Annotated in this window: 18 protein-coding genes and 1 riboswitch; of the genes, 15 read left to right on the top strand and 3 right to left on the bottom strand. The window is 62.9% G+C overall.

Going from position 1 to position 23,918, the window contains the following annotated elements; translation table 11 throughout:
* Window positions 1-157: 157 nt before the first annotated feature.
* Window positions 158-2,032, bottom strand: coding sequence for a phosphomethylpyrimidine synthase ThiC (gene thiC, locus ACVOLV_RS04460; protein ID WP_481553335.1), 1,875 nt, complete (start codon window positions 2,030-2,032; stop codon window positions 158-160).
* Between the two features lie 116 nt (window positions 2,033-2,148).
* A riboswitch (TPP riboswitch) is annotated at window positions 2,149-2,250 on the bottom strand.
* A 306-nt stretch (window positions 2,251-2,556) separates the two neighbouring features.
* On the bottom strand, window positions 2,557-4,260 hold the full coding sequence (ggt, locus tag ACVOLV_RS04455) for a gamma-glutamyltransferase (protein WP_481553368.1): 1,704 nt from the start codon (window positions 4,258-4,260) through the stop codon (window positions 2,557-2,559).
* 163 nt (window positions 4,261-4,423) lie between these two features.
* Between ggt and ACVOLV_RS04450 the strand changes: the two genes are divergently transcribed.
* The 15 genes from ACVOLV_RS04450 (at window position 4,424) to ACVOLV_RS04380 (ending at window position 22,360) form a co-directional block, all read left to right on the top strand.
* A complete protein-coding gene (locus tag ACVOLV_RS04450; protein ID WP_481553334.1) occupies window positions 4,424-5,212 on the top strand; it encodes a type II secretion system protein in 789 nt (262 codons plus the stop codon).
* A 4-nt stretch (window positions 5,213-5,216) separates the two neighbouring features.
* Window positions 5,217-5,765, top strand: a complete 549-nt coding sequence (locus ACVOLV_RS04445; protein WP_481553333.1) for a hypothetical protein — start codon at window positions 5,217-5,219, stop codon at window positions 5,763-5,765.
* The gene (locus ACVOLV_RS04440) at window positions 5,762-7,153 is read left to right on the top strand and encodes a hypothetical protein (RefSeq protein ID WP_481553332.1); all 1,392 of its coding nucleotides are present in this window, start codon (window positions 5,762-5,764) and stop codon (window positions 7,151-7,153) included. The genes ACVOLV_RS04445 and ACVOLV_RS04440 overlap by 4 nt, the downstream gene beginning before the upstream one ends.
* Window positions 7,150-7,668: a hypothetical protein gene (locus ACVOLV_RS04435; RefSeq protein WP_481553331.1), complete on the top strand. Its 519-nt coding sequence runs from the start codon at window positions 7,150-7,152 to the stop codon at window positions 7,666-7,668. The genes ACVOLV_RS04440 and ACVOLV_RS04435 overlap by 4 nt, the downstream gene beginning before the upstream one ends.
* Window positions 7,665-8,309, top strand: a complete 645-nt coding sequence (locus ACVOLV_RS04430) for a hypothetical protein (RefSeq protein ID WP_481553330.1) — start codon at window positions 7,665-7,667, stop codon at window positions 8,307-8,309. The genes ACVOLV_RS04435 and ACVOLV_RS04430 overlap by 4 nt, the downstream gene beginning before the upstream one ends.
* A gap of 1 nt (window position 8,310) precedes the next feature.
* Window positions 8,311-9,084, top strand: coding sequence for a type II secretion system protein (locus ACVOLV_RS04425; protein ID WP_481553329.1), 774 nt, complete (start codon window positions 8,311-8,313; stop codon window positions 9,082-9,084).
* Window positions 9,085-9,134: 50 nt separating this feature from the next.
* Window positions 9,135-10,859: a pilus (MSHA type) biogenesis protein MshL gene (gene mshL, locus ACVOLV_RS04420; RefSeq protein WP_481553328.1), complete on the top strand. Its 1,725-nt coding sequence runs from the start codon at window positions 9,135-9,137 to the stop codon at window positions 10,857-10,859.
* Between the two features lie 110 nt (window positions 10,860-10,969).
* Window positions 10,970-11,812: a tetratricopeptide repeat protein gene (locus tag ACVOLV_RS04415; protein ID WP_481553327.1), complete on the top strand. Its 843-nt coding sequence runs from the start codon at window positions 10,970-10,972 to the stop codon at window positions 11,810-11,812.
* Window positions 11,809-13,233, top strand: a complete 1,425-nt coding sequence (locus ACVOLV_RS04410) for an AAA family ATPase (protein WP_481553326.1) — start codon at window positions 11,809-11,811, stop codon at window positions 13,231-13,233. Before ACVOLV_RS04415 ends, ACVOLV_RS04410 begins: the two co-directional genes overlap by 4 nt.
* Window positions 13,220-14,935, top strand: coding sequence for a GspE/PulE family protein (locus ACVOLV_RS04405; RefSeq protein ID WP_481553325.1), 1,716 nt, complete (start codon window positions 13,220-13,222; stop codon window positions 14,933-14,935). The genes ACVOLV_RS04410 and ACVOLV_RS04405 overlap by 14 nt, the downstream gene beginning before the upstream one ends.
* Complete coding sequence (locus tag ACVOLV_RS04400; RefSeq protein WP_481553324.1) at window positions 14,932-16,188, top strand: type II secretion system F family protein; 1,257 nt, start codon at window positions 14,932-14,934, stop codon at window positions 16,186-16,188. Before ACVOLV_RS04405 ends, ACVOLV_RS04400 begins: the two co-directional genes overlap by 4 nt.
* A gap of 9 nt (window positions 16,189-16,197) precedes the next feature.
* Window positions 16,198-16,932, top strand: coding sequence for a type II secretion system protein (locus tag ACVOLV_RS04395; RefSeq protein ID WP_481553323.1), 735 nt, complete (start codon window positions 16,198-16,200; stop codon window positions 16,930-16,932).
* A 33-nt stretch (window positions 16,933-16,965) separates the two neighbouring features.
* Window positions 16,966-19,947: a hypothetical protein gene (locus ACVOLV_RS04390; protein WP_481553322.1), complete on the top strand. Its 2,982-nt coding sequence runs from the start codon at window positions 16,966-16,968 to the stop codon at window positions 19,945-19,947.
* On the top strand, window positions 19,947-21,026 hold the full coding sequence (locus tag ACVOLV_RS04385; protein ID WP_481553321.1) for a type II secretion system protein: 1,080 nt from the start codon (window positions 19,947-19,949) through the stop codon (window positions 21,024-21,026). The genes ACVOLV_RS04390 and ACVOLV_RS04385 overlap by 1 nt, the downstream gene beginning before the upstream one ends.
* The gene (locus tag ACVOLV_RS04380) at window positions 21,023-22,360 is read left to right on the top strand and encodes a prepilin-type N-terminal cleavage/methylation domain-containing protein (protein WP_481553320.1); all 1,338 of its coding nucleotides are present in this window, start codon (window positions 21,023-21,025) and stop codon (window positions 22,358-22,360) included. The genes ACVOLV_RS04385 and ACVOLV_RS04380 overlap by 4 nt, the downstream gene beginning before the upstream one ends.
* A 165-nt stretch (window positions 22,361-22,525) precedes the next feature.
* Here the strand turns inward: ACVOLV_RS04380 and ACVOLV_RS04375 are convergent, their stop codons facing one another.
* Window positions 22,526-23,347, bottom strand: coding sequence for an AfsR/SARP family transcriptional regulator (locus tag ACVOLV_RS04375; RefSeq protein WP_481553319.1), 822 nt, complete (start codon window positions 23,345-23,347; stop codon window positions 22,526-22,528).
* Between the last annotated feature and the right edge of the window lie 571 nt (window positions 23,348-23,918).

Below are 23,918 nucleotides of genomic sequence, written 5' to 3'. Positions count from 1 at the left end.
ACCCCTGATATGGACGGCTGCACGCTAGCACGTCCACGCCGATACCGGCGTCAAGCGCCAGCCGGGGCATCCACGCCGATGCCCCGGCCGAAACGTCCAGCCCGCTTGCCGCGGACCTTTCGACGCAGCTTATTGGACGCAATCCATTTGGCGCGCTCTATTCAACGCGATACACCTGCGCGCCCTGCTCACGGAACTGCGCCGACTTCTCGGCCATGCCGGCCGCCAGTGCCTGTGCTTCCTCCACGCCCTGTTCGGCGGCGTACTCGCGCACGTCCCGGGTGATCTTCATCGAGCAGAAATGCGGGCCGCACATCGAGCAGAAGTGGGCCAGCTTGTGCGCATCCTTGGGCAGGGTTTCGTCGTGGAATTCCTTTGCCTTCTCCGGATCCAATCCGAGGTTGAACTGGTCCTCCCAACGGAACTCGAAACGCGCCTTGCTCAGTGCGTTGTCACGGACCTGCGCGCCTGGATGGCCTTTGGCCAGATCGGCTGCATGCGCGGCGATCTTGTACGCCATGATGCCATCACGCACGTCCTGTCGATTCGGCAGACCCAGATGCTCCTTTGGCGTCACGTAGCAGAGCATCGCAGTGCCATACCAACCAATCATCGCCGCGCCAATCGCGCTGGTGATGTGGTCGTAGCCGGGCGCGATATCGGTGGTCAAGGGCCCCAGCGTGTAGAACGGTGCTTCGCCGCATTCCTGCAGCTGCTTGTCCATGTTCTGCTTGATCAGCTGCATCGGCACATGGCCGGGGCCCTCGATGATGGTCTGCACATCGTGCTTCCAGGCGATCTTGGTCAACTCACCGAGCGCCTCCAGCTCACCGAACTGCGCAGCATCATTGGCATCGGCAATGCAACCCGGGCGCAGGCCGTCACCCAGGCTGAAGGACACGTCATAGGCCTTCATGATGTCGCAGATATCCTCGAAGTGCGTGTAGAGGAAATTTTCCTTGTGGTGTGCAAGGCACCACTTGGCCATGATCGAGCCGCCACGCGACACGATGCCGGTAACGCGCTTCGCGGTCAGCGGCACATGTCGCAGCAGCACGCCGGCATGGATGGTGAAGTAATCCACGCCCTGCTCGGCCTGTTCGATCAGGGTGTCGCGGACTATCTCCCAATTGAGTTCTTCGGCACGCCCATCCACTTTCTCCAGCGCCTGGTAGATCGGCACCGTACCAATCGGCACCGGCGAATTGCGCACGATCCATTCGCGGGTTTCATGGATGTGCTTGCCGGTGGACAGATCCATCACCGTATCGCCGCCCCAACGAATTGCCCACACCAGCTTCTCCACTTCCTCGGCGATACCGGAAGAAACCGCGCTGTTGCCGATGTTGGCGTTGATCTTGGTGAGGAAGTTGCGGCCGATGATCATCGGCTCGCTTTCCGGGTGATTGATGTTGTTTGGCAGTACCGCACGACCGCGCGCAATCTCCTCGCGCACGAACTCTGGAGTGATTATCTGCTGGATGTTGGCGCCGAAACTTTGCCCGGGATGCTGGGCACGCAGCCCAGCGTCACGCACCGCTTCCAGCCGCTGGTTTTCGCGGATGGCGACGTATTCCATCTCCGGGGTGACGATGCCACGGCGTGCGTAATGCATCTGGGTCACGTTGGCGCCGGCCACCGCCCGACGCGGCAAGCTACGGCCGGGAAAGCGCACGGCATCGAGCTTGGCATCGTGCTGCCGAGCACGCCCGAACTGCGAACTCAAGCCCTGCAGCTGTTCGGTGTCGCCCCGTTCTTCGATCCAGCGCGCACGCACCGCCGCCAGGCCCGCGGCCAGGTCGATGTTGGCATTCGGATCGGTATAGGGACCGGAGGTGTCGTAGACGGTGACGGGTTGATTCTCCTCGCCGCCAAACAGGGTTGGTGTTCGGGTCAACGCGATCTCACGCATCGGCACCTGCAAGTCGGGCCGCGAACCAGCGACGAATATCTTGCGCGAACCGGGAATTGGCCGGGTCACGGATTCGGAGAGTTGCTGGGCCTGCTGCTGCAGGCTGGGCTGTGCGTTCATTGGCATTCGTCCTGGTCTATCCACACGCGGGGTGCGAAGGCCATGCGAGGGATTCGCATGACGGAACGAAGCGAAGGCGCACGCCACGCGGCCCTGACCCATCACGGGCACAGCGACCGGCAGCACACGAAGCTTCCCTACGCCGGTATGAGCCGGATCAGGTTCGAAGGGTATGTCTCAACCGCGACCCAATGGCCGCGGTACCCCCGCTTCGGGCGGGATTAGACCACAGCTTTGAGGTTGCGCACAGGGGCGAATACTTCAATTGCCCCGTGTTTGGGTGATCGGAGCGTCAGGATTGATTGCACTGACTGATGTTGCTGATTTGTTTCCCCTGCTGATCAACTGCCAAGAGCTACCCCTCCCCAACCCTCCCCTTCGCTATGCGAAAGGGGGGGGCAGTTCTTGGCGATCTACCAGATGAGGACGGAGCCGCCGTTGCCCCCTCCCTTTCGCATAGCGAAGGGGAGGGCTGCGGAGGGGTGCTCTGGCTCTGGCCCTGCCGCAAGCACAACAAGCGAAGGTCAATACCCCGCAGCCTGCCCATCCTTGCGGCTCTCCGAAGCCCCGTAATAAACACCACTCTCAGGATCACGCATGATGGCCTGATAGCCACCATAAGGACCATCTGCAAACACCACGCGATGACCCTTGCGCATCAAGCTGCGCACCGTCTCGTACGCAAAGCCGGTTTCAAGATTGACTTCGCCACCATCGCGCATCGCCGTGGCCTGTCCGGTCGGTTCGGTCGAGCCTTCATGCTGGATCCGCGGCGCGTCGCCGGCTTCCTGCAGGTTCATGCCGAAGTCGACCAGGTTCATCACGATCTGCGCATGCCCCTGCGGCTGCATCGCGCCGCCCATCACGCCGAAGCTGGCGAACGGTTTGCCATCCTTGGTGATGAAGGCAGGAATGATGGTCTGGAACGGGCGCTTGCCCGGCGCATAGCCATTGGGATGATCTTTCTGCAGCACGAACATCTCGCCACGGTCCTGCAGGATGAACCCGAGTCCCGGTGGCGCCATGCCGCTGCCCATGCCGCGGTAATTGGACTGGATCAGCGACACCATCATGCCGTCGGCGTCAGCCACGGTCATGTAGATGGTGTCGCCCTCCTCCAACTGCCTTGGCGTACCCGGCTGTACTTCCTTCAAGGCCTTGTCCAGCGAGATCAGGCTGCGGCGCTGCGCGGCGTAGTCCTTGGAAATCAGCTGCTGTACCGGTGCCGGCGAGAATGCCGGGTCTGCATAGAAACGGGCGCGGTCGGCGAAGGCGAGCTTCTTGGCTTCGACGAACAGATGGATGTGCTCGGGCGAGCCAAATGGAATCTTCGAGAAGTCATAACCCTCCAGCACATTGAGGATCTGCAGCGCGGCAATGCCCTGGCTGTTCGGCGGCAGCTCCCACACATCGTAGCCACGGTAATTGCTGCTGACAGGCTCCACCCACTCGCCCTGGTGCGCGGCCATGTCCTCGTAGCTCAGGTAGCCGCCATTGGCCTTGAAGTAGTCACCAATCGTGCGTGCGATCGCGCCTTTGTAGAACGCATCGCGGCCGCCATCGGCAATCTGCTGCAAGGTATCTGCAAGATTCGGGTTTCGCCACATCTGCCCTTTGCGCGGCGCGTGCCCTTCAATGGTGAACTGCTCCTTGAAGCCCGGGTACTGCGACAGCTTGGGCACCGAACGGTCCCAGTAGTACGCAATCACCTCGGACACCGGATGCCCATTGCGGGCATAGGCGATAGCCGGCGCAAGATTCTCGGCCATCGGCTTGCGGCCGAAACGCTCATGCAGGGCAAACCAACCATCGACCGCGCCTGGCACCGACACCGGCAGTGGGCCAGTCGCAGGAATCTCCTTCAATCCACGGCGCTGAAACTCGGCAAGCGTCAGCGAGCGCGGCGAGCGGCCAGAACCGTTGTAGCCGAACAGCTTCTGCGTCTTCGGGTCCCAGACAATCGCGAACAGATCACCGCCAATGCCATTACCGGTTGGCTCCATCAAGCCCAGCGCGGCGTTGGCAGCGATGGCGGCATCCATCGCCGAACCACCACTTTTCATCACGTCCAGCGCGATCTGGGTGGCCAATGGCTGCGAGGTTGCCGCCATCGCATGCGGCGCGATGACTTCCGAGCGGGTCGCGAATTCGTGACCGGTTACACGATCTGCGGCGAAGGCTGCAGCAGGCATCGCAAACAAAGCTAGAAACAGGACATTGCGCAGCATGAGCAGGGCCAATTGAGTGACCTTGCGACGATAGCCCAGCCACCGCTCTTACGCACGTCTTACGTGCGTCTTACGCCGGCCTTGTATCTAGTGCGCTGAAACAAATCACCCGGCGCTGCAGATACGCGCCGGGCACGCATGTTCTTCCACAAGGGGCTATTCAATGCAAATGCGATCCAAGCGCCGCCAGGGCGGCTTCACTCTGGTCGAGATGGCCGTGGTGCTGGTCATCATCGGCGTGATCCTAGGCGCGGTGATGATCGGCCGCGATGTCCAGCGCAACGCCGAATATACGCGTATCAAGCAGAAGTTCGTCGACCAGTGGGTCGTCGCCTACAACAACTACAACCAGCGCCTTGGCGCGCCGGTGGGCGACAACCAGAGCGCGCCGCGCCTGATGGTCAACGGTGCCAACTTCAAGGACATGTCCGGTGGCGACATGAGCAGCGTTACCGAGCCCTCCGCGATCTGCCGTGGGCAGAAAGGCCAGAACATGGTCCGCCAGATGGAAACCGGCGCGAACTACAACCTGCGTGACCTGATGCGCCGTGCCGGTATCACCCTGCCCCCGGGCCGTGGCGACGGCATGGAAGACCGCTACGTGTATCTGGATACCAACGGCAACCCGCAAGAAATCCAGGTCTGCTTCCAGTGGAACAAGCCGGGCACCGATTCCGGCTCGGGCAACGTCATGGTCATCACCGGCCTGACCCCCGATCTGGCACGCGCCCTGGACCAGGCAATCGATGGCAAGCCGGATGCGCAGAACGGCGCTTTCCGTCAGGAAGGTGTCAAGCGCGCTGCAGCGGGCAGCGCCAACGACCCCGGCATCGAATGGGCTGGCAACAACACCCAGAAGATCGGCGGAACCGGTGATGCACTCTCGGATGGTGCGAACACCGACACCGAGCAGGTCGTGACCTTGGTTGCCCACTACAAGATGAATCAATAAGTCGATGAGCGCTTCCTCTCTGTTCGTCCGCCTCCGCAACTCCCGTCGCACTTCCCTGCTGTTGTTCGCCATTACCTTGGGAACCCTGGTCGTGGCTGCGATCTGGTTCGGCAATGCTCGATCCGCACTGGCAAGCGCCTACCAGAACCTGGGTAGCCGCAATCAGGTGTTGGCGGAGGCGCGCGTGCGCGAGCAGGAAGCGCAGCTTCGCGTCGACTATGCAGAGTCTGCCAGGCAACTGCTGGTGGCTGCCCAGCAGCATGGGCTGTCGCCACAGACCTGGGGCGAACGTCTGATCAATCTTCGTCAGAGCCAGGTAACGCGGGAAGAAGCGCTTCCGCTGTTGGCAACTGTGTTGCGCAGCAATGACCGGATGTTTGGCGCAGATGCGTTCGAGCTGTCCGTCACCCATCCGGAAGAAGGTCTGTTCGATCCGCCCATTTCGGCCGATCGCAAGCCCGCGCCGGTGTCACTGAGCCTGCGCGGCAGCCTGCTGTTCCAGACCGAGTCCACTCCGGACGTTCTCGCTCCCCAATCGGCAACCCTCCCATGATCCCTCTCTACATCATCCAGCAGCAGGGGCAATGGCTGGTATTCGACGACCAGCGGGTCACCCTTGCACCGGTACGCCCGAAGCTCACACGTGCGGCATTTGTCATCAGTGAGTTCGAAGGTGCCGTCAGCAGCGTCATCTCACTGGAAGGCAGCTCGGCGCACGCGGTTGCGCTGATCGAAAAACGCCTGCGCTCGGACGGTATGATTGATGGCGAAAGCAAAATCATCGTCCACAACACGGTCAACATCGGTGCGGGTTACCAGACCTTGTTCAGTGCCGTGCCGTTGGAGCTCTGGCAGCAGACGTATGCCTGGTGCGAAGCCCAACCCGACCATTGCCTGCTGATCCCTTCCACCTCGCTGCTGTGGCATTCGCTCAAGCCCCGGCAGGGCATCGTCCTGCAATCCGGGCGGCAGATCAGTGTGCTGGCGCGGCTGAAGCACAGCATGATCTATCGCACCGCGTTGGCCTACAGCGACGATCCGTCCGATCTGGCAATGACCGCGGACATGCTGGCCAATCAGTTCGGCGAAGATCTGTCCAGCGACGAAAGCGTCGAAGCCATCTCCCTGCAATGGTGCCCGGTACTGGTTCGGCGCCCCAACGAGGGTGAGCAATGGCTGGACGACCTGTTGCGTGAGAACTTCGCCAAGCGTTGTGGCGTCGTGATCAACAGCGTCCCCACCCAGATCGTCAGGGACGAGGAGCACAACGAGTATCGCAGCGGTATCCGCTGGATGAAGTCTGCCTGTGCGGTATCCCAGGCCGCCAACCCGACGGCAAGCCGGGTCGCCTGGCTGGCCGAATGGGCGCTTCCGATCGCCAGCGCTGCATCGTTGTTGTTTGCGATCACGCTGGGAGCGTTGGGAGCGCGCTGGATGCTCAGCGCCCAGGAGGCCAATACCCAGGCCCAGCAGCTGAACAATGACATCGAGCAGATCGAAGCACGCATCGCCGCGATGGAAAGCAAGCAGCAGGTGCCGACCGACTTCCAGAAAACGCTGGATTTCATGGAGCGTGCCAAGACGCTACAGAGCAGCGTAGATCCCTCGGCCTCGCTGGTCGTCGTCCGTGATGCGGCCGATGGTGCCGTGCGCATCCTGCGGGTCAAGCTCGAAGAGAAGCCCAATCCCGCGCCCGGCACTGCAGCCGCACCGGATGGCGCCGAGCACCAGAGCTACACACTACGCATTGACGGCGTCGTTGATCCGGACCGCGGACCGCCCGGCATGCAGGTGCCGATGTTCGTGGAACGCCTGCGCCGCGCAGGATTCGACCCGCAGCCCATCGACCCCCAGGGCGGCGGAGCGAATACCCGTGCCGCCAGCGGCTTTTTCTCCTATCTGCTGAAGAGCCCGGCAACACAGCCGGAGGCACGCTCATGAAAATGAAGTACACCGCTGCAATCGCGCTGCTGGTATGGCTGGCCGTCGTGGGCTGGCTGGCAACGATGGTCATCGTCAAGCCAGCCGTGCTGAGCCTGCGTACCGATTCGGAAGAAACCGCGGCCATGCTTGAGCTGCGCAATGCCATCGCGCGCAACAAACTCTCCATCAAGGAAATCCCGACCTTGCGCAGCTACAGCGACGTCGACACGTCGGTGCCGCTGATCGCACTACTTCCCGGCAACATGCAAACCGCCACAACCGGCAGTCAGGCAAGCTATGGCGTTGCCGTCAACGAGCCGATCATCCACGCCGTCTCGATGGTGCTGGTGGCCAATGGACGGCGCACTGCAGTCGTCAACGACGAGCCGGTCCGCGTGGGCTCCCGCCTGGCCGATGGCTCTCGCGTCCGCCATATCGGCACCGACAGCGTCGAGATCCAAAGTCCGGATGGCGTGCCGACTGTGCTCAAGGTTCCCTCGCCGTACCTGCCGCAAAGCGGGGCCGGCAAGTGAACCCACGCAACAAGACATTGCTGTGGGTAGCTGCCGGTGTAATGGCTGGCGTCGCGCTGGTTATGGGTGTGCGCCAGCTTGGTGGCAAATCGGCAACCGCGGTATTGGCGCAGCCCCAGGCAACCGCGCCAGCGATGGTCGTGGACGGAAAACCAGTAGAGGCCACCGCCGATCAGGACGTCTTGCCCTGGGACCAACCCGGCGGTGCCGCCGGCGCAGCCATCAGCCGCTCGCAGAATGCGCTCTCCGTCAATGCGGTGCCCAGCCCGGAGCAGAACCGTCGCTCGATTGCCGCGATCCGCCAGCAATCCGACCAGAACCTCCGCCAGGTCGATACGCTGCTGCAACAACTGGATGAAGTCGAGAAGCTGGCCAGCGTCCCAGCCCAGGTGCAGCTCAACGCGCTTCGCAACAACCTGCTGGTCGCCAAACGTACCCAGCTGCTTGCGGTGGAAATGGCCGAGCTGACCCAACAGCCTGATACGCCTGCACGCAAAGCCCGCAATGAGGCAATCATTGCCGAGCTGCAACGCCTCAAGAGCCAGCTGGTGCTCGATGTCGCTGCACTGCCGGCCGCGGCCATGCCAGCTGCCAACGGTGCCAATGCAGTTCCCCGTGCCATTCCAGGCAAGGTGCAATGACATGCGCTTGCGCGCACTCAAGCACCCGCCCGGGGCGTCCGCCAATGCCGGCTTCACGCTGGTCGAGCTGGCCGTTGTCATCGGCGTCATCGGCCTGCTGGCGATGACCATGACCTCCGGGTTTGAAAGCATCTCGCAGGCAAAGCAGCGCAATGGTGCAAAAGCCAATGCGCAACAGGCGCGCGAAGCGCTGCGTACGTTCGCTTTGCACAACAAGCGCCTGCCATGCCCTGACCCATCGGCGCAAGGTGACAGCGCACGAGAACCAAGCGGCAGCTGCGGTAGCGCTGTTGGCTGGTTGCCTTACGAGTCATTGGGGTTGGACATACCCGTGCGCGGACAGCGTCTTCGCTATGCCGTTTACCGGGGCCCGGCAGGTGCAGACCTGGTCGCACCTGCTGCCGGCGGCACCGACAACCCCGACCTGGAAGGGAGCAATGGGCTGATTACCGCCCTTGCAAGCGCCGCCCGGGCAACACCCAGCAAAAGCCAAGCCTATTACATCAGCGGGCAGGGCGATCTGCTGCCTGCCTGTGATCCCGCCGGCGCGGTCACCGCGCTGGTCAATCCTGCCTTCGCGGTGATCGCACCGGTGTCGAACCTGGATGCCGGCACCGGTGCAATGGCGGGATTCGAAACGCCAAACCGGAATTTTTCCGCCGCCAGCCTTTGCTTCGGTGCGCCGGACAACACCGCCAACGCCAGCTACGACGACGTCGTCGTCGTGGAAGGACTTACCTCAATGCTTGGATGGGCGATGAGCACCACACGATGAAATCAACCTGTCCTGTCCATCTCCCCGAATCATCCAAAGGCGTAGAACCGATGAAATCGAACGTCACCACCGCCCGCCCGCATCCGTTCCGACCAACGGTACGCGTGTTCGCATTGGCGTTGAGCACCCTTCCGCTACTGGCCTGCACCAATACCCAACCGCGCAGTGTCCGCGAACTGCCACCGGTGGACCGCAGCGCACTGGAGCGCACCGGCACCGCCATCGCCGAAGAATCTGCCAAGTTCAACGAGCAGCAGGACAAGCTGCGCCAGCAGGTCGAGCAGCGCCAGGCAGCAGTCGTCGCGGCCGCCGCGCCGCTGGCACCAACCTATGACCCGCTGGAAAACAGCGTTGTCAGCATCAGCATGTTCAATGCCGACGTCGGCCAGCTGCTGTGGGCGCTGGCAGACGAACTGAAGATGAATCTCATCGTCGACCCGAAGGTTCTGGAGCAGCGCCAGCGCACCAGCCTGCACCTGAAGAATGTGAGCGCACGCGAGGTCTACAACCACATCCTGGAGGCTTTCGATCTGCATGGCGAGACCCGTGGCGGTGCTTTGGTGGTCAGCCAGATGCGCGACCGGATCTTCAACGTCGACGTACTCAACTCCGCCACCTCTTTTGAACTGTCCACCGGTGGTGACGTGTTCGGCGCAGGTGTGCAGGGCGGCGGTGGCGGTGGCCAGTCACTGCGCGGCACCCTGACCATGAACGGCAGTGTCGGCAAGGACAACGATCCCTACAAGCAGCTCAATGAAGCCCTGCAGGTAATCCTCGGGACTGAAAAGGGTGCAACTGCAGCTGCACCGACCGCGCCGGACGGCCCGCCGCCGCCGGAGATGGCCCGCTTCAACCTGGACCCTGGCACCGGCACCCTGTTCGTGCGCGGCCGGCCGTCGCAGATCCGCGCCGTTGAGGACCTGATTTCCCACACCATGCAGAAGATGCGCAAGCAGGTGCTGGTTGAAGCGCAGATCCTTGACGTTTCCCTCAACGACGATTTCCAGTACGGCGTTGACTGGAACGTGCTGCGCAACCGTGTCGCCGGCATCTACGGCGACAACCCGGCCACCATCCTTCCGGACGCAGGCAGCACGCTTCCCTATTCGCGCTACGGCCGCTACGGCGACCAGGGCCGCTCCATCGTCTTCCCCGACCAGACCCTGGGCTCCACCCTCGGCCGCGGCCTGGGCATCAGCTACCTGAGCGACACCTTCTCCGCTGCGCTCAATGCGCTGCGCACGTTCGGCAACGTGAAAGTGCTGTCCAACCCATCGGTGCGCGTGCGCAACGGCAGCCCGGCCTACCTCAGCGTTGGCTCAAACATCCGTTACGTCACCAAATCCACCAGCAACTTCTCCAATACCGGTGGCGGCAGCGCCTACAACCAATCCACCGATATCCAGACCGACTCGCTGTTCTCCGGCGTGGTGATCGGTGTCGCGCCGATGGTGCACGAGGATGGGTCGGTCGAACTGCTGGTGCACCCGATGCAGACGGAAGTGGAGCCCGGCAGCCTGAAGTTGCAGCAGTTCCCCAACGGCAATGCGGTCACCCTGCCGCAGATCAACGTCAAGGGCATCACCACCACGCTCAACCTCAACAACGGCGACACCGTGGTTCTGGGTGGTCTGATCGACCAGAACTCGAGCATGAGCGATGCGGGTATTCCAGGCCTGTCGGATGTGCCGGCATTCGGGCGCCTGTTCGGCCAGCGCGGCAAGACCCACAACACCCGCGAGCTGGTACTCGTGCTGAGGGTAAAGGTGCTGTGAGCCTGATCTACGACGCGCTCAGGCAGCAGGGTGCGGTGGCGGCTGCAACAACAGCCGCCCCCCGGGGCAACTGGTGGGCGCGGCAGCCCGCCAGCACGCGAAACCTCGTCATGATGATGGGAGGTTTGGTTGTGGGTGTTCCGCTGGCCCTGCTGGCACTGTCGCGTCCGACGCCGATGGATGAACGTGGCGCCGCCACGGCTGTCCCGGCGGCTGTGGCTGCTGACGCCAGCAGCACGCCCGTGCAGGCAGGCGTTGCCGCGGTCGATACGGCGCCGCAGTCGGCACTGCTCGCCATGGCAACAAGCGCGCCTGCCGTTCCACGCCCGGAAGCCGGAGCCAGCGGGGCCGCCCCTCCCTCCGGAATCCTCGCCCAGGGTGATGGCCCACAGGCTCAGCATGGCGTGGCCAGCAGATCCTCCGCAGCGCTGGCAGCAATCGCGGGGCGGCCGGCGGCATCGACCTTGGATGCCGCACCGGCCCTGGCCGAACAACAAACGCCTTCATCCCCGCCGCTCAACATCCAGGTCCGCCAGCGCGAACCCGGTCCCGCATCGTCGCATGCGACGGCCGTGGCCGCAGTGGACGACCAGACCGTTCAGGCCGCCATCACTGCAGTCGAACGCGCAATGGCAGCGGACGATACGCAGGCCGCAGGTACGGCACTTGTGCGCCTGGAAGCACTGCTGCCGAAGGAGAGCCTGACGCTGCTGCGTACCCAGGCCTGGGTCGCCCACGCATCCAATGACATGCAGGCCGCCGAGCAGCTTTACCGCCAGATCATCGAGCGCATGCCCGATGACGCCAATGCCGGCGTGAATGTCGCCCTGCTCGATGCACGCCGCGGTGAGGTGGACAATGCGCGCAAACGACTGCAGCGCCTTTCCGGCCTCTATCCCCGATCCACACAGGTATCGCGTGCCCTGTCGGAACTGGATGCTGCCGCACGATGAACGGCGCGCTTTCCTCGCACCTGCATCTGCTTGGGCTGGCGCGTATTCCGTTCCCGCCGACGCCGGACGCGGCCGCCTGGTTTCAGACCAGCCATCTGCAAAGCGAGCTCGTCGAAGCCGTCCACTGTCTGCAGGCGCGGGCCGGTTTTGTGCTGCTCACCGGGGAGATCGGCACCGGCAAGAGCACGTTCCTGCGCCGCCTGTTGACCACCCTGCACAGCGATGGCGTAGTCACCTCGCTGGTATTCAATACCTTCCTGCAGGGCAACGACCTGCTCGCAGCGGTACTGGCTGACTTTGGCCTCACGCCTACCGGTACGCCGGCGCGCGACGTGGAGGCCCTCAACCACTTCCTGGTGCGTTGCTGGCAGCAACAGCAGACCTGCGTACTGATGATCGATGATGCGCAGAACCTGAGCATCGAAAGCCTGGAGCTGCTGCGCCTGCTCACCAACCTGGAGTCAGGGCAGGAAAAACTGCTGCAGATCGTGCTCTCCGGCCAACCCGAACTACGTGACAACCTGGATGCGGTCCAGATCCGGCAACTCACCAGCCGCATCTGCAAGCACGTCCGTCTGGACCCACTGACACCGTCCGAGATCCGCAGCTACGTCGAATTCCGCCTGCATGCCGCAGGAAACCCGCCCGATGCCATCCGCATCCACGACAACGCCGCCGCCGCGCTGCATCGCGCCAGTGGCGGCAACCCACGGCGTATCCACTTCATCATGGACCGATGTCTGTATGGGCTGCATGCCTCGCCGCAGCACCAGCGCATCATCCACGCAGGCCTCATCCGCACCGCAGCCCGCGAAAGCGGCGCACTGCCAGCACGACGTCGCAAGACCTTCCCGCTGGCGGTCGCTGCAGCCGTGCTGGTATCTGCCTGTGCCGGCTTGCTGGCCTTGTTGCCGCGCGGCAGCGACATCGGCGAAGCACAAGCAGCCCCTGCCCCATCCAAGCCTGCGGTCACCGCCCCGCTCTCCGATCCCGCCAGCCTGCCATGGGAGACCTGTCTCCAAGGCCTGGGCCAGCCGCGCCACAGCGCCTGGCTGAGCCGGCCCGCGCTCGATGCGCTGCAGCCGGCGCCGGATATCTGCGTGCGCCGGCAAAGCCAGGATCGCTGGCAGATCAGCTGGCATGAACGCCTCAGCCCGCAACGGTTCATGGATGCCGACATCGGCCCACAGCTCACCGGCAGCCTGCAGCGTCTGCTGCAGGACAAGGGGCACTACGACGGCAGGATCGACGGCAGCTTCGGCCAGCTCTCCCAGCGTGCCCTCGCCCGATTCCAGCAGCAGTACCAGCTTCCGGCCACCGGAAACCTGGACCCGCTCACCCTGCTGTTGCTCGACGCGGCCCTTGCCAAACCGCAACCCAACGCTATCCAAACGGAACCTACGTCCCATGGCCACCGCTGATACCCGCATCCCCTCCGCTACCGCCAACAATACCCAGGGACTGGTAAGCCTCGAACAGGCCAAGCTGGGCGTGCTGCTCAGCGAGCAGGGCCTGCTGGATCCGATCCAGCTGCTCTACGCACGGCAGAAGAACCTGGTCGAGCAACAGACGTTTGGCCGCCTGCTGATCCAGCATGGCCTTGCCAACGAATCGGATATCGTGCGCACCCATGCGGAGATGCAGGGCATCGCCTTCACCCAGGTGGAAACCCTGCCGGTGGCCGACCCACAGGTATTGGCGATGTTCAACCGTGAGCTGTGCCAGCTGCGCCAGTTCCTGCCATTGCGACGCGTGGATGACGTACTCGAGGTGGTGCTGGGGGATGCGGACCCGGCGGCAGTTGGACAGGCGGTATTGCAGCGCTGTGGTCTGCGCTGCCGCTTCCTGCAGGGCGAATACGGCAAGGTCGCACGGCTCATCCGCCACACCTATTACTTTGCCCAGAATCCCATCGAGATGCTGCTCGAACGGGAGATCCGCCGGCTTGCGACCGACAACGATCACGCCCACAGCCCCGAGAAACTTCTGGACTATCTGTTGCACCTGGCGGTCCGCGAGCGCACTACCGATATCCACGTCGCACCCTCCGAGAAGAGCCTGCACGTGCTGTTCCGCATCGATGGTGTGTTGCGCCCGATGTTCGCCATGCCGGTGTCCCTGACCCGCCTGCTGGGCTACATCAAGCTGTCTGCTGAGATGGACATCTCCGAGCAGCGCCGCCCCCAGGACGGCAGCTTCCGCGCGGTGGTTCTCGATGCACCGTTGACGGTACGCGTATCGACCATCGTCGCCGACTCGGGCGAGCGCATGGTGATGCGCCTGTTGCCTGAGCACAGCGACCTGGATGGGCTGGAGCAGCTGGGCTTTTTCCCGGAAGACGTCGCCGCGCTGGAGCGTCTGTTCGCACGCCCGGCCGGCCTTATCCTGATCACCGGCCCAACCGGCTCGGGCAAGAGTTCCTCGCTGCACGCCGCCCTGCGCATGCAGTCGCTGATCGAGCGCAACGTGCTCACCGTCGAAGATCCCATCGAGTACCGCGTCCCCGGCGCAGGCCAGACCGAGGTGAATCGTCGTGCCGGCTACGAGTTCGGTACCGCCCTGCGGCACTTTCTGCGCCACGACCCGGACGTGATCCTGCTCGGCGAAATGCGCGACTCGGAAACCGCGCATGCAGCCCTGGAAGCCGCAGCAACCGGTCACCTGGTGCTGTCCACGCTGCACGTGACCACGGTGTTCGGCGTTGTTCCGCGCTTGCGTCCACTGGGTCTTGAAGCACAGGTAATCGCTGACAACCTGCTGGCCGTGGTCAACCAGCGCTTGGTGCGACAGAACTGTCCCTTCTGCTCGGAGGAATGCGTCCTCACCGAAACGGAAACCCAATGGCTCGGCGTCGCCGCCGGTACCTGCGGCAAGCGTGGCAAAGGCTGCGACCGCTGCCGTGGCAGCGGCTATTTCGGACGCCTGCCGGTCTACGACATCATGCTGGTCGACGAAGCACTGGCCAATGGCATCGCCGATGACATCGGCCGCGAAGGAATCCGCTCGCTGGCCATGAACGCCGGCTTCCGCAGCATCGAGGATGTCGCCAGAGCGCGCATCCTGGCCGGACAGACCACCAGCGAGGAAGTGCTGCGTGTGGTCGGCGTAGGTCCCGACGCATGAACGTTTACTACTACCGCCTGCTGCTGACCAGCGGCCGCGTTCGCAGCGGCGTCACCCAGCTGGCCGTCGAGCACGACAACTCGGCGCGACTTTGGCTCGAGAAGAACTTCGATGCCATCGTGCTGACGCTGTACCGACTGCCGGGCTGGCTGGCGGAGACGCAGCGCTCCATTTCCCACCTGGTCAAACCGAGCATCCGCCCGATTGAACTGGCAGGGATGCTGCGTGACATGGCGGTGATGACCAGTGCCGGTGTTCCGGTCATGGAAGCCCTGCGCGCAGTCGCCAACGAAGTGGGAAGTACCGGCACCTCGAACGCGGCGCGACTCGCGCGGCGCCTGCTTGAGGAACTCGATGCAGGCGCATCACTGACCGATGCCTTCGCGCGTTACCCCGACGCGTTCCCGGAAACGGTACGCAACCTGGTAATGATCGGCGATGAAACCGGCTCCATGGACAAGATGCTCATGGAAGCGGCCGATCATATCGAGCGCGTCGCCAAGATGACCGCCGACACGCGCCAGGCCTTGATCTACCCCGCGTTCGTGTTCTCAGCGATCTTTGCCGCCGGCGGCTTCTGGATCTATTACGTCATCCCCAACCTGTCCGAACTCTTCAAACAGATGAATGCCGATCTGCCACCGCTGACCGTGGCGGTGATGAAAGGCTCGGAATGGCTGATCGCGCACTTCGCATTGATCCTGATCCTGATGTGCGTCAGCGCGTTTGCGCTGTGGGTTACCTGGAGGTACAGCCAGCCGTTCCGCCGGGCTGTCCACTACACACTGCACAAGCTGCCCATCGCCAAGACCATCATGTACTCCTCGGGCCTCGCATTCTTCACCGAGTACATGGCCCTGCTGATACGTGCAGGCGTCGACATGGTCAGCAGCCTTAAGGTCATGGAAAAGGCGATGCGCGACGAGTACTACCGCGACCGCATCATCGCGATCCGGCAGGTACTGGAACGTGGTGACCGCATGTCCGCAGCCATGCGCCAGGTCGGCGGCTTTCCCTCGATGATGGTGCGCATGGTGGGCGTTGGCGAGGAAACCGGCACCCTCGATGCCCAGTTCTCGCGCCTTTCCGAAGAATACAGCCTGCGCCTGCAGCGCCTTATCACCAACCTCTCCGAGATCATCAAACCGGTTGTCGTCCTGTTCGCCGGCGGCATGTTCGTGTTCCTGATCATCGCCCTTCTGCTGCCCGTCTATGACCTGGTCCGCCAGGCCATCAACTCCCCGCAACTTTGAGGTACCGCAATGCCCCGCTCTCCAGGCACCCGTTCCAGCAACTGCCGCGGCTTCACCATCGTCGAAATGTCGGTGGTACTGGTAGTGATTGCCTTGATCATCGGCGCGGTCAGCATTGGCCGTGATGTCTACCGCAGCGCGATGGCTGAGCGCATCGGCAGCGAGTTCGTGCAGGGCTGGTTGATCGCCTACGACCGCTATGTGCAGCAGAGCGGCATCGTGCCAGGCGACAACCCGGCAGCCCCTACCGGCCGGATAAATGGTCGCAAGAATGCGTCGGGTGCGGAGTTGTGCGACAGCCTTTCCAGCCAGGACCTGCGCAACGCCATGCTTGAACGCGGCATTTCCCTGCCACAGGGCCGCGCCGAAGGACAGGAGTCCCGCTTCGTCTACCAGGACAGCCATGGGGTTCCGCAGGAACTGCAGATCTGTTTCAACACCGTCACCAACTGGGCTGAGCCGGAGGCCGGCGGCGCTTACAAGGGGCGCGTGCGCAACGTCATGGTGATCAAGAACCTCACCCCCGAATTGGCACAGCAACTTGATGCACGCATCGATGGCCGTGTCGATGCCCGCTTTGGCCGGCTCCGTGATGCCAGCCGCTACAGCAATACCAGCGCAGTTGGTTCGCCGCCCAGCGCAAATCCATGGAGTGCCGACGACCTGCAGAACTTCCACGGCGGCACAGCAAAGCCGGATGACCAGATCGCGGTTGTCACCGCCTATCTGAAAATGAATCAGTAACCGTAACCAAGCCAGCCCTCAAGGGTGGATGCAATGAAAACTCCATTTATTACCCCAGGCAGCGGCGTCCGCACCAACGCCCATCATCAGGCCGGCATCGGTCTGGTGCATGTCATGTTGATTCTGCTGCTGGTTGGCAGTGCGCTGGCTGCGGGCGCGCTGTTGATGCAGTCCAAACGCGCCCCGCGTGCCGCGCTTGAGCAGGAGCAGGCCCTGCGTTGGGTTGATGAAGCAATCGCCGCGTTCGCCTCCGCGAACGCGCGGCTACCCTGTCCCGCCGATCGGCTCGATGGCCCCGAGAACTGCGACAGCGGCAAGGCCAAGGGCTGGATTCCGACGCAGACGCTGATCGAGGGCTCAGGCACCGGACCCCGCGTGGGACCAGTAGCCTACATGCTGTATCGCGGGAGCGCAGGCGATGCGCTGGATCTGGCTGCGCCGATCAACGCCTATCAGCCAACGGTGCTGAGCGGTGACATCCGCAAGATCGAAGACACCGACAGCGCCGGCAAGGATATCGAACGCGAGTTCGGTGCAATCAACAGCCTGGATATCTGCGTTGCGCTCAGTCGCGCCAGCGCGGCAACGCCCGACCAGAAGCTGGCCAACGTCAGCTTTCCGGATGGGCAATCACGCAATGTTGCCTATGGGATACAGGCCGCCGGCCCTGATTCCGGTCCTGCAATCGTCAACGCATTCGTGGCAGGCAGCGCCCTGACCATGGATGCACCCTCGCGTGCAGCCGATGCCGACTACGATGCACGGGTAAGGGTGCGCACCTTCGATGGACTGGGCCAGGCGCTGGGATGCAGGGTGCTGGAAACCGATGTGGTAGCCACCGGCAATCCGTCCAGCAACGCCGGGCTGCAGTCGCCCTATGATGTCTCGGTGGCATCGATGGATGTCCTTGCCGCATCCGTCACCTTGCATGACACCCTCGGCGCGCTGCGCGACAACAACGTCGATGCGACCAATTCAGCAACGCTCAGTGCGATCAGCGCGCAGGCCACCGCACTGATCGCGGTTTTCCGTTCGGTCGGCACCATCAGCGATTCCATCAGCTCACTGACCTTGGCCACTGCCGATCTCTCTCGTTCGGTTGCAACCTGCATCGCCAGCCTGGGCGTCATGTGCTGGGAAGTGCCGCTCAAGGCCACGGCGGTTGCCCTTGGGGTTGCTTCGCTCATCACCAACACCGCTTCGCTTGGTATCAAGGCAGCAGCGATGGTGCCGACGGCAATAGCACTGGAAAAGAACATCGCCGCGCGTGATCGTGCGCAGAAAGCCGCACGCCCACCGTCGGAAGACCCCAAGGCCGCTGCTGACGAGATGGCCTGCACACTGTATGGCAGCGATCCGCCGGACCTGGATTACAACCCGTGCACGTCGGAAACCGACTTCAAGTACCAGCTCAATCCAGACTATTCCAAGGATCCGGTCTATCTGCTCGACGGCAACGGCAACAAGATTCCGGTGATCGGCGCCGACGGCAAGCCGGTCAAGGATGAGAACGGTAACCTTGTCTACAAGACCGATCCGAGCAAGACCCAGGACCCGAGCCAACAGTACATCCCGGTCTACAAGCTCGACGCCAAGGGTGAAAAAATCCCCCGCCGCGACAACGCCGGCAACCCGCTGTACGACAGCAATGGAAAGCCCCTGTACGAAGTGGAGCGCGAGACGAGCAAACCGGCACAGGGGCTGGACGAGAAGCGCGATCTGGCAAAAGCGGACTGGCAGGACCTGCAGAAGAACGTGGACATCCTGCAAAGCCAGCGCCTGGTGCATTGGACCGACACCAATATCCGTTATCGCATCGAAGAATCGCGATCCACCAGCCTGTATGGCGGACGCTACATCGAGTACCGCTGCGATTACGTGGGCGCCAACCAGGGCGATTTCGTGCGCAGTGGCAGCAGCTGCGTGTCGATAGCGCCGGTGGACGGCATCAAGCAGGGCAGCTACAACCGCGTACAGGTATTCAAGTGGTCGCTGGCCATCGCCGATGCCGTCGCGCGCCGCAGCCAGGCCGAGCTGTGGACGAAAGCCGACCTGCGCTACAACGAGATCGACCAGGAAGTGGAGCAGCTGCAGAAGAACTACGACCAATGGTTCAAGGGCAATAGTTCCATCGTCAAGAGCATGGAAAAAGAGCGCGACGACAAGAACCACTGTGGCGCATCAAACCCTACCGAGCTGACCCGGCAGAAGTGTGTCAACGCGCAGGCCGCCATCCGCTATATCCATACCTGCTACAAACAGGAGGCCGACCTGGCCACGGGTACGACACACGAGGTCTATGAAACCCAACCGGAAGCCAACTGCAAGCCGCTGATGCAGAAGCGCATCGATGATACGGCCGCGCAGAAGGATGCGCAGAGACTGGGGCGTGAGGCCGCAAAAAAAGCATACGACGACCTGCCCAGTCCTTACATCGCCTACCCGGTCAACAATGGCTGGTTCACCCATGCCATCGAGACCATCTACGACAGCGACAAGAACCCCATCGACTACGTCTGGAAGCAATCCACCACGAACATCCAATATGATGTTGGCAAGTGGCAGCTGGCTCCGTACTACGCCCCCGAGCCCTATGGCAGCAGCGGCACCTCGCAGATCCTGGTGACAAGCAAACTGGAGCTGCGCAGCAAGGACGCCTGCGAATTTTTCCAGTTCTTCAGTTCCACCTCGATCGCACTCACGCAAGGGCTGTACTGCCAACGCTATCCCTACAACCGCGCCTATGCCGACTGGTTGCGGGCAAGCACGGCGGCATCGAAGGCCAAGCAGTCCTACGATGATCTGAACACGCAGTTCGATCAGCTGTTCATCCAGTACCGCAAGCTGCGTTGTCCGGAGTTGGACGAGAACGATGCGGAGTTCAAAGCCCTTGGCTGTGTCAAGACCGACGCGAGCAATGCCAACACTCGTCCCATCGGCTTCGGTGCGGAGTCAGCACTGGAGCGCGCCGACAACCGTGGCAGCGTTGGTCCCATGCCCATGAGGGGTTTGTAATGAGTCGCCGCGTCTACCGCACACTGCAGCGCGGCTGGTCCCTGGTCGAGTTGGCGGTGGCACTGTCCATTTCCGCACTACTGGCCATCGTGCTGCTGTCGCTCATTCCGCTTGGCACCGAAGTCATCGACGGGGAACGCCAGCAGCAGGATCTGGATTCAGCCGAGCAGGCGCTGCTTGGCTATGCCCGCACCCATGGACAGTTGCCTGCGGCAGATGTCCATGACGGGACCCCCTGGTTGCCGACAAAAGCCCTGGGGCTTCCGGCAAGGATGCGGGTTCGTTATCTGGTCGAAACGTCGCTGTCCACCACGCCGGGTGATCTGTACAGCCCGCTACTTCCTTCCGGAAGTGGCGCGTCCACGGTCAATGGACTGGATTTCTGCATGCGTCTGCTGCTGAACCAGCGCAGCGGTGCCAGTGTGGGTGGGCTGGGGATGCCGGTGGCCTATTACCTGGCCCATTCCGGCGTTGCCGGCAGCGACCTGGAAGATGCCAAGGACAACTGGAACAACGCCACGGCGACCCTGCCAGGCCTGCCACAAACCGGCTCGGGCCGCCATTTCGCCACGGTCGCCGCTGGCCCGGGCGAGTTGTCCTCGCGGCTGGCGTGCCCGGACCGGATCGCCCGTGCCCAGGGCAGCGCCCAGAATACCTTTGCTGCTTACAGCGCAAAGGAGATGACCGAGTTCAACCGCAAGTTCCGCGAATTCGAGATTCGTATTGCCGAACTGTCAGTGAGCCAAGCCGAAACGGCGCGGGATATCGCCATCTATGACCTGGCCCAGGCCATCGTCGATGAGGCCATCGCAATCACCCTGATGGCCGCAGGTTGGCCACCGGACGGCAGCGCCATCGCCGTCGGCATCAAGCAGGCAGCGTCAACCGCCATATCCATCGCCTCGGCGTCCAAGGCCTTGGCTGATGCACAAAGTGACCTGAGTGACGCCAATGACGAACTCAAGGTCACAACGGGCAATCTTGCCCGCATTACCGCCTATCGCGACAAGCTGGCACGGCTTTACAACAGTGCCAACGACACCACCATCGACCTGGACAAGGCAGGGCTGTCCCAATGAATTCCTGCAATCACCGCGTCGCGTTCAGCCACCAACGTGGTTTTTCTCTGATCGAGCTGACAGTTGTACTGGTGATCCTTGGGATCATTGGTGTGCTGGTGGCACGCTGGCTGAGTACCACCGCCGAGCAGAACAACCAGACGCTGCAACGCAGCCTGCTGCTACGTGCCGACGATGCCTTGATGGGGTTTGCCGCCATCCAGTCGCGCCTGCCCTGCCCGGACGGAAACAACGACGGACTTGAGGATATCGATTCCAGTAGCGGCAACTGCCTGAGTGCCACCGCGGTAGGCAAATTTCCTTACCGCACCCTGGGGCTCCCGGACAGCCGCGCCGCCCGCATCCGTTATGGCGTTCTCCGCCGCAGCCAGAGTTTGACCCTGCCCGAGTGGGGCACCACAACCAGTGCGCCAGTCCTCAATGCCGATCTGGCCGTGCTGACCCCGCGCGCGCAGCAACTGCAGATCATCGGCAACAGCCCAACGGCCGCACCGATGCATGATGTGGAAGCCTGGGACAACTGTTCGCGTCTGCCAGCCGGCACCTGCAGCGACTACCCGCAGGTCGCGCTCAACTCATTGGATTTCTGCGACGGCCTGCGCAACGCGGCCTTGATGCCAACGGATCCCCGCTTCGTACATACGCTGCGTGAGCTTGCGCCCACCACAGCTGCCGCCAACGTCGCCTACGCATTGGTCCTGCCCGGCAATTCACCGGCCGTGGCCAACCATGCAGGTACCTCGGTAGCCTTCCATTCGCCAAGGCAGCCGAGCAGCACTGATTACCAGGACAGGGTTCTGGCGGTCGGCATCGACCAGCTGTGGACCCGCCTGCGTTGCGGTGACAACTACGGCCCGGCCAATTATGCGCACCCCAATGTTGCCATGGCCGCACGGCTGACTTCCCCTGCAATGCACAACTACGCCGAGCAGTTGGAGATCATGCACGACCTCGGGGTTGCCAACGATTACAGCGCCACGGCTGCGCTGATCCTCGCCACCGATTCGCTGACCGACGCTACCGGCACGATCCTGGACACGATAGGTGAAACCTTCGAGACCTATGGCATCTGGAACTGGCGCGTCGGCGTGGCAACTGCCGGGCTGGGTTCTGCGGTAGGCAGCATCATTGCCGCCGGTGTGTCGAAGGGCTCGGCCAATGAATACAAGAATGTCTCCGGCAATCTTCGCACCGAATTCAAAGCCTACTACCCGGGGGCGGCCGACGCCCTGGACGAACAGATCGTCGGCGACGCCCGCCGCAGCGCAATGCTCGGCAGCTTCCCGGACAGTGATGCCAGGCGGATAGCGAAGAACTTTGCCTTCAGCAGGTGATGGCCCAAGCGTGGAACCGGCCACAAGCCCAGGCTGGCCGGCTCCATCCATCGAAGCAATGGAGTCGATGCCAGTGGGAACAGAGCAGGCACGGTGTTTCCTGCAAAGGCCCAACGAAAACGGCCGCCCAATTGCTCAGGCGGCCGGCATCTGAAATTTCACTATTCAGCAGGCCGCGATCATCCCCAGATCGCTGGCAGCACCATTCAGTTGACCGCGGCCACCAATCTGCTCCAGCAGCTGCCGCGTCTCCTTGCCCGGATCCAGTCCCAGCTCCTGCCGCAGCACCGACGCGAAGCGCTGGTACACCTTCAGTGCCGCCGCCCGCATGCCGGTCCCGGCATGGGCGCGCATCACCCGCCGCGCGTGCGCTTCATTCCAGGGGTCACGCTGGCTCAAGGCGCTGGCCAGCTGCACTGCCGACTCCCAGCGCGAGGTTTCCAGCATCTCATCACAGCAGCGCTCGGCCGCGCCCATCAGCTGGGCCTCGAGCATCTGCCGGGTGGTTTCCAGCCACGCCTGGAAGTTGGAGTCGGCAATGTCCTCCATTCCTTCCAGGAACACCCGCTGCTCGGCCAATAGATAGACCGACTGGCACGGCGCCAGCCGCAGCAGATCGACATCGAACAAGGGCTCATTGCCACGCATCAGGCCCACCGCCGAGCGCTCGATGCGCAGGATGTCCGCACCCAGCGCCATCACGCAGAAGCGGTTGAGGTTGCTCAGCACCTGGCGCAGGTTGGTCAGCGCGCTGGTCTCACCCAACGTGGGCCACAGCAGCGCCGCCAGCGCCGCCCGCGAGTGCATCCGGTTCGACTCCATCGCCAGGTAGCCCAGCAATGCCCAGCCCTTTCGATAGATAAGCGGTGCCGGCAAGCCTTCAGCCTGCCCCATCAACTGGACCAAGCCTGTAATCGGTGCGCCGCTGTGTCCGCCACACCGGTTCGCGCCCACACACGTCACGTCCTGCTCTACTGCCTGCGTCATGGTTTTCCCCCGGCTGGCCCAGCAAAAGAGGCCCTTACTTGTTAAACCGGCAAAAGCGGCGCGATCCAATCATCGCCAGGGGAAATTTTTTCCTTCGCCCGCATTCAAGCTGCCACGACAGCCCCGAAACCGCGCAGTCCGGCAGCAAGCGCCGCCGATGCGCTTAGGTTTCAGCCGCAACCATGCCGTAGTGGCGGGGCTTGCGCGGCAATGTCGGGTATTCACACCTGCAAGCGTTGACACGCACCTGCCGGTGGTGGTTATCTCGACCAATGCTGCAACGCCACAACACCACCGCCAACACAACTTCGAACCCGGCTCACGCCGCGGCGTCGCTGCTTGTACTCGTACTTATTACCGAACCTACAGGGGCGGGGCGAGCTGGCGCGTAGCAGAAAATGCCAGATTCGAACAAAGACCCCGCACCGGCCCCGGCGCGGGGTTTTTCGTTTCCAGCTTCTATTTCATCTGAAACCATGTATCCGACCCCTGACACCATGAACAAACACACCGCCAACGCTGCCTGCCGCAGCGCTGCAACCTGCATGGTGCCTCCCCCGCCCGCCCCGGC

Source organism: Stenotrophomonas sp. STEN023, from assembly GCF_056760135.1.
Note: the sequence above shows the minus strand (reverse complement) of the source record. Positions and strands in the feature narration are given on the sequence as shown.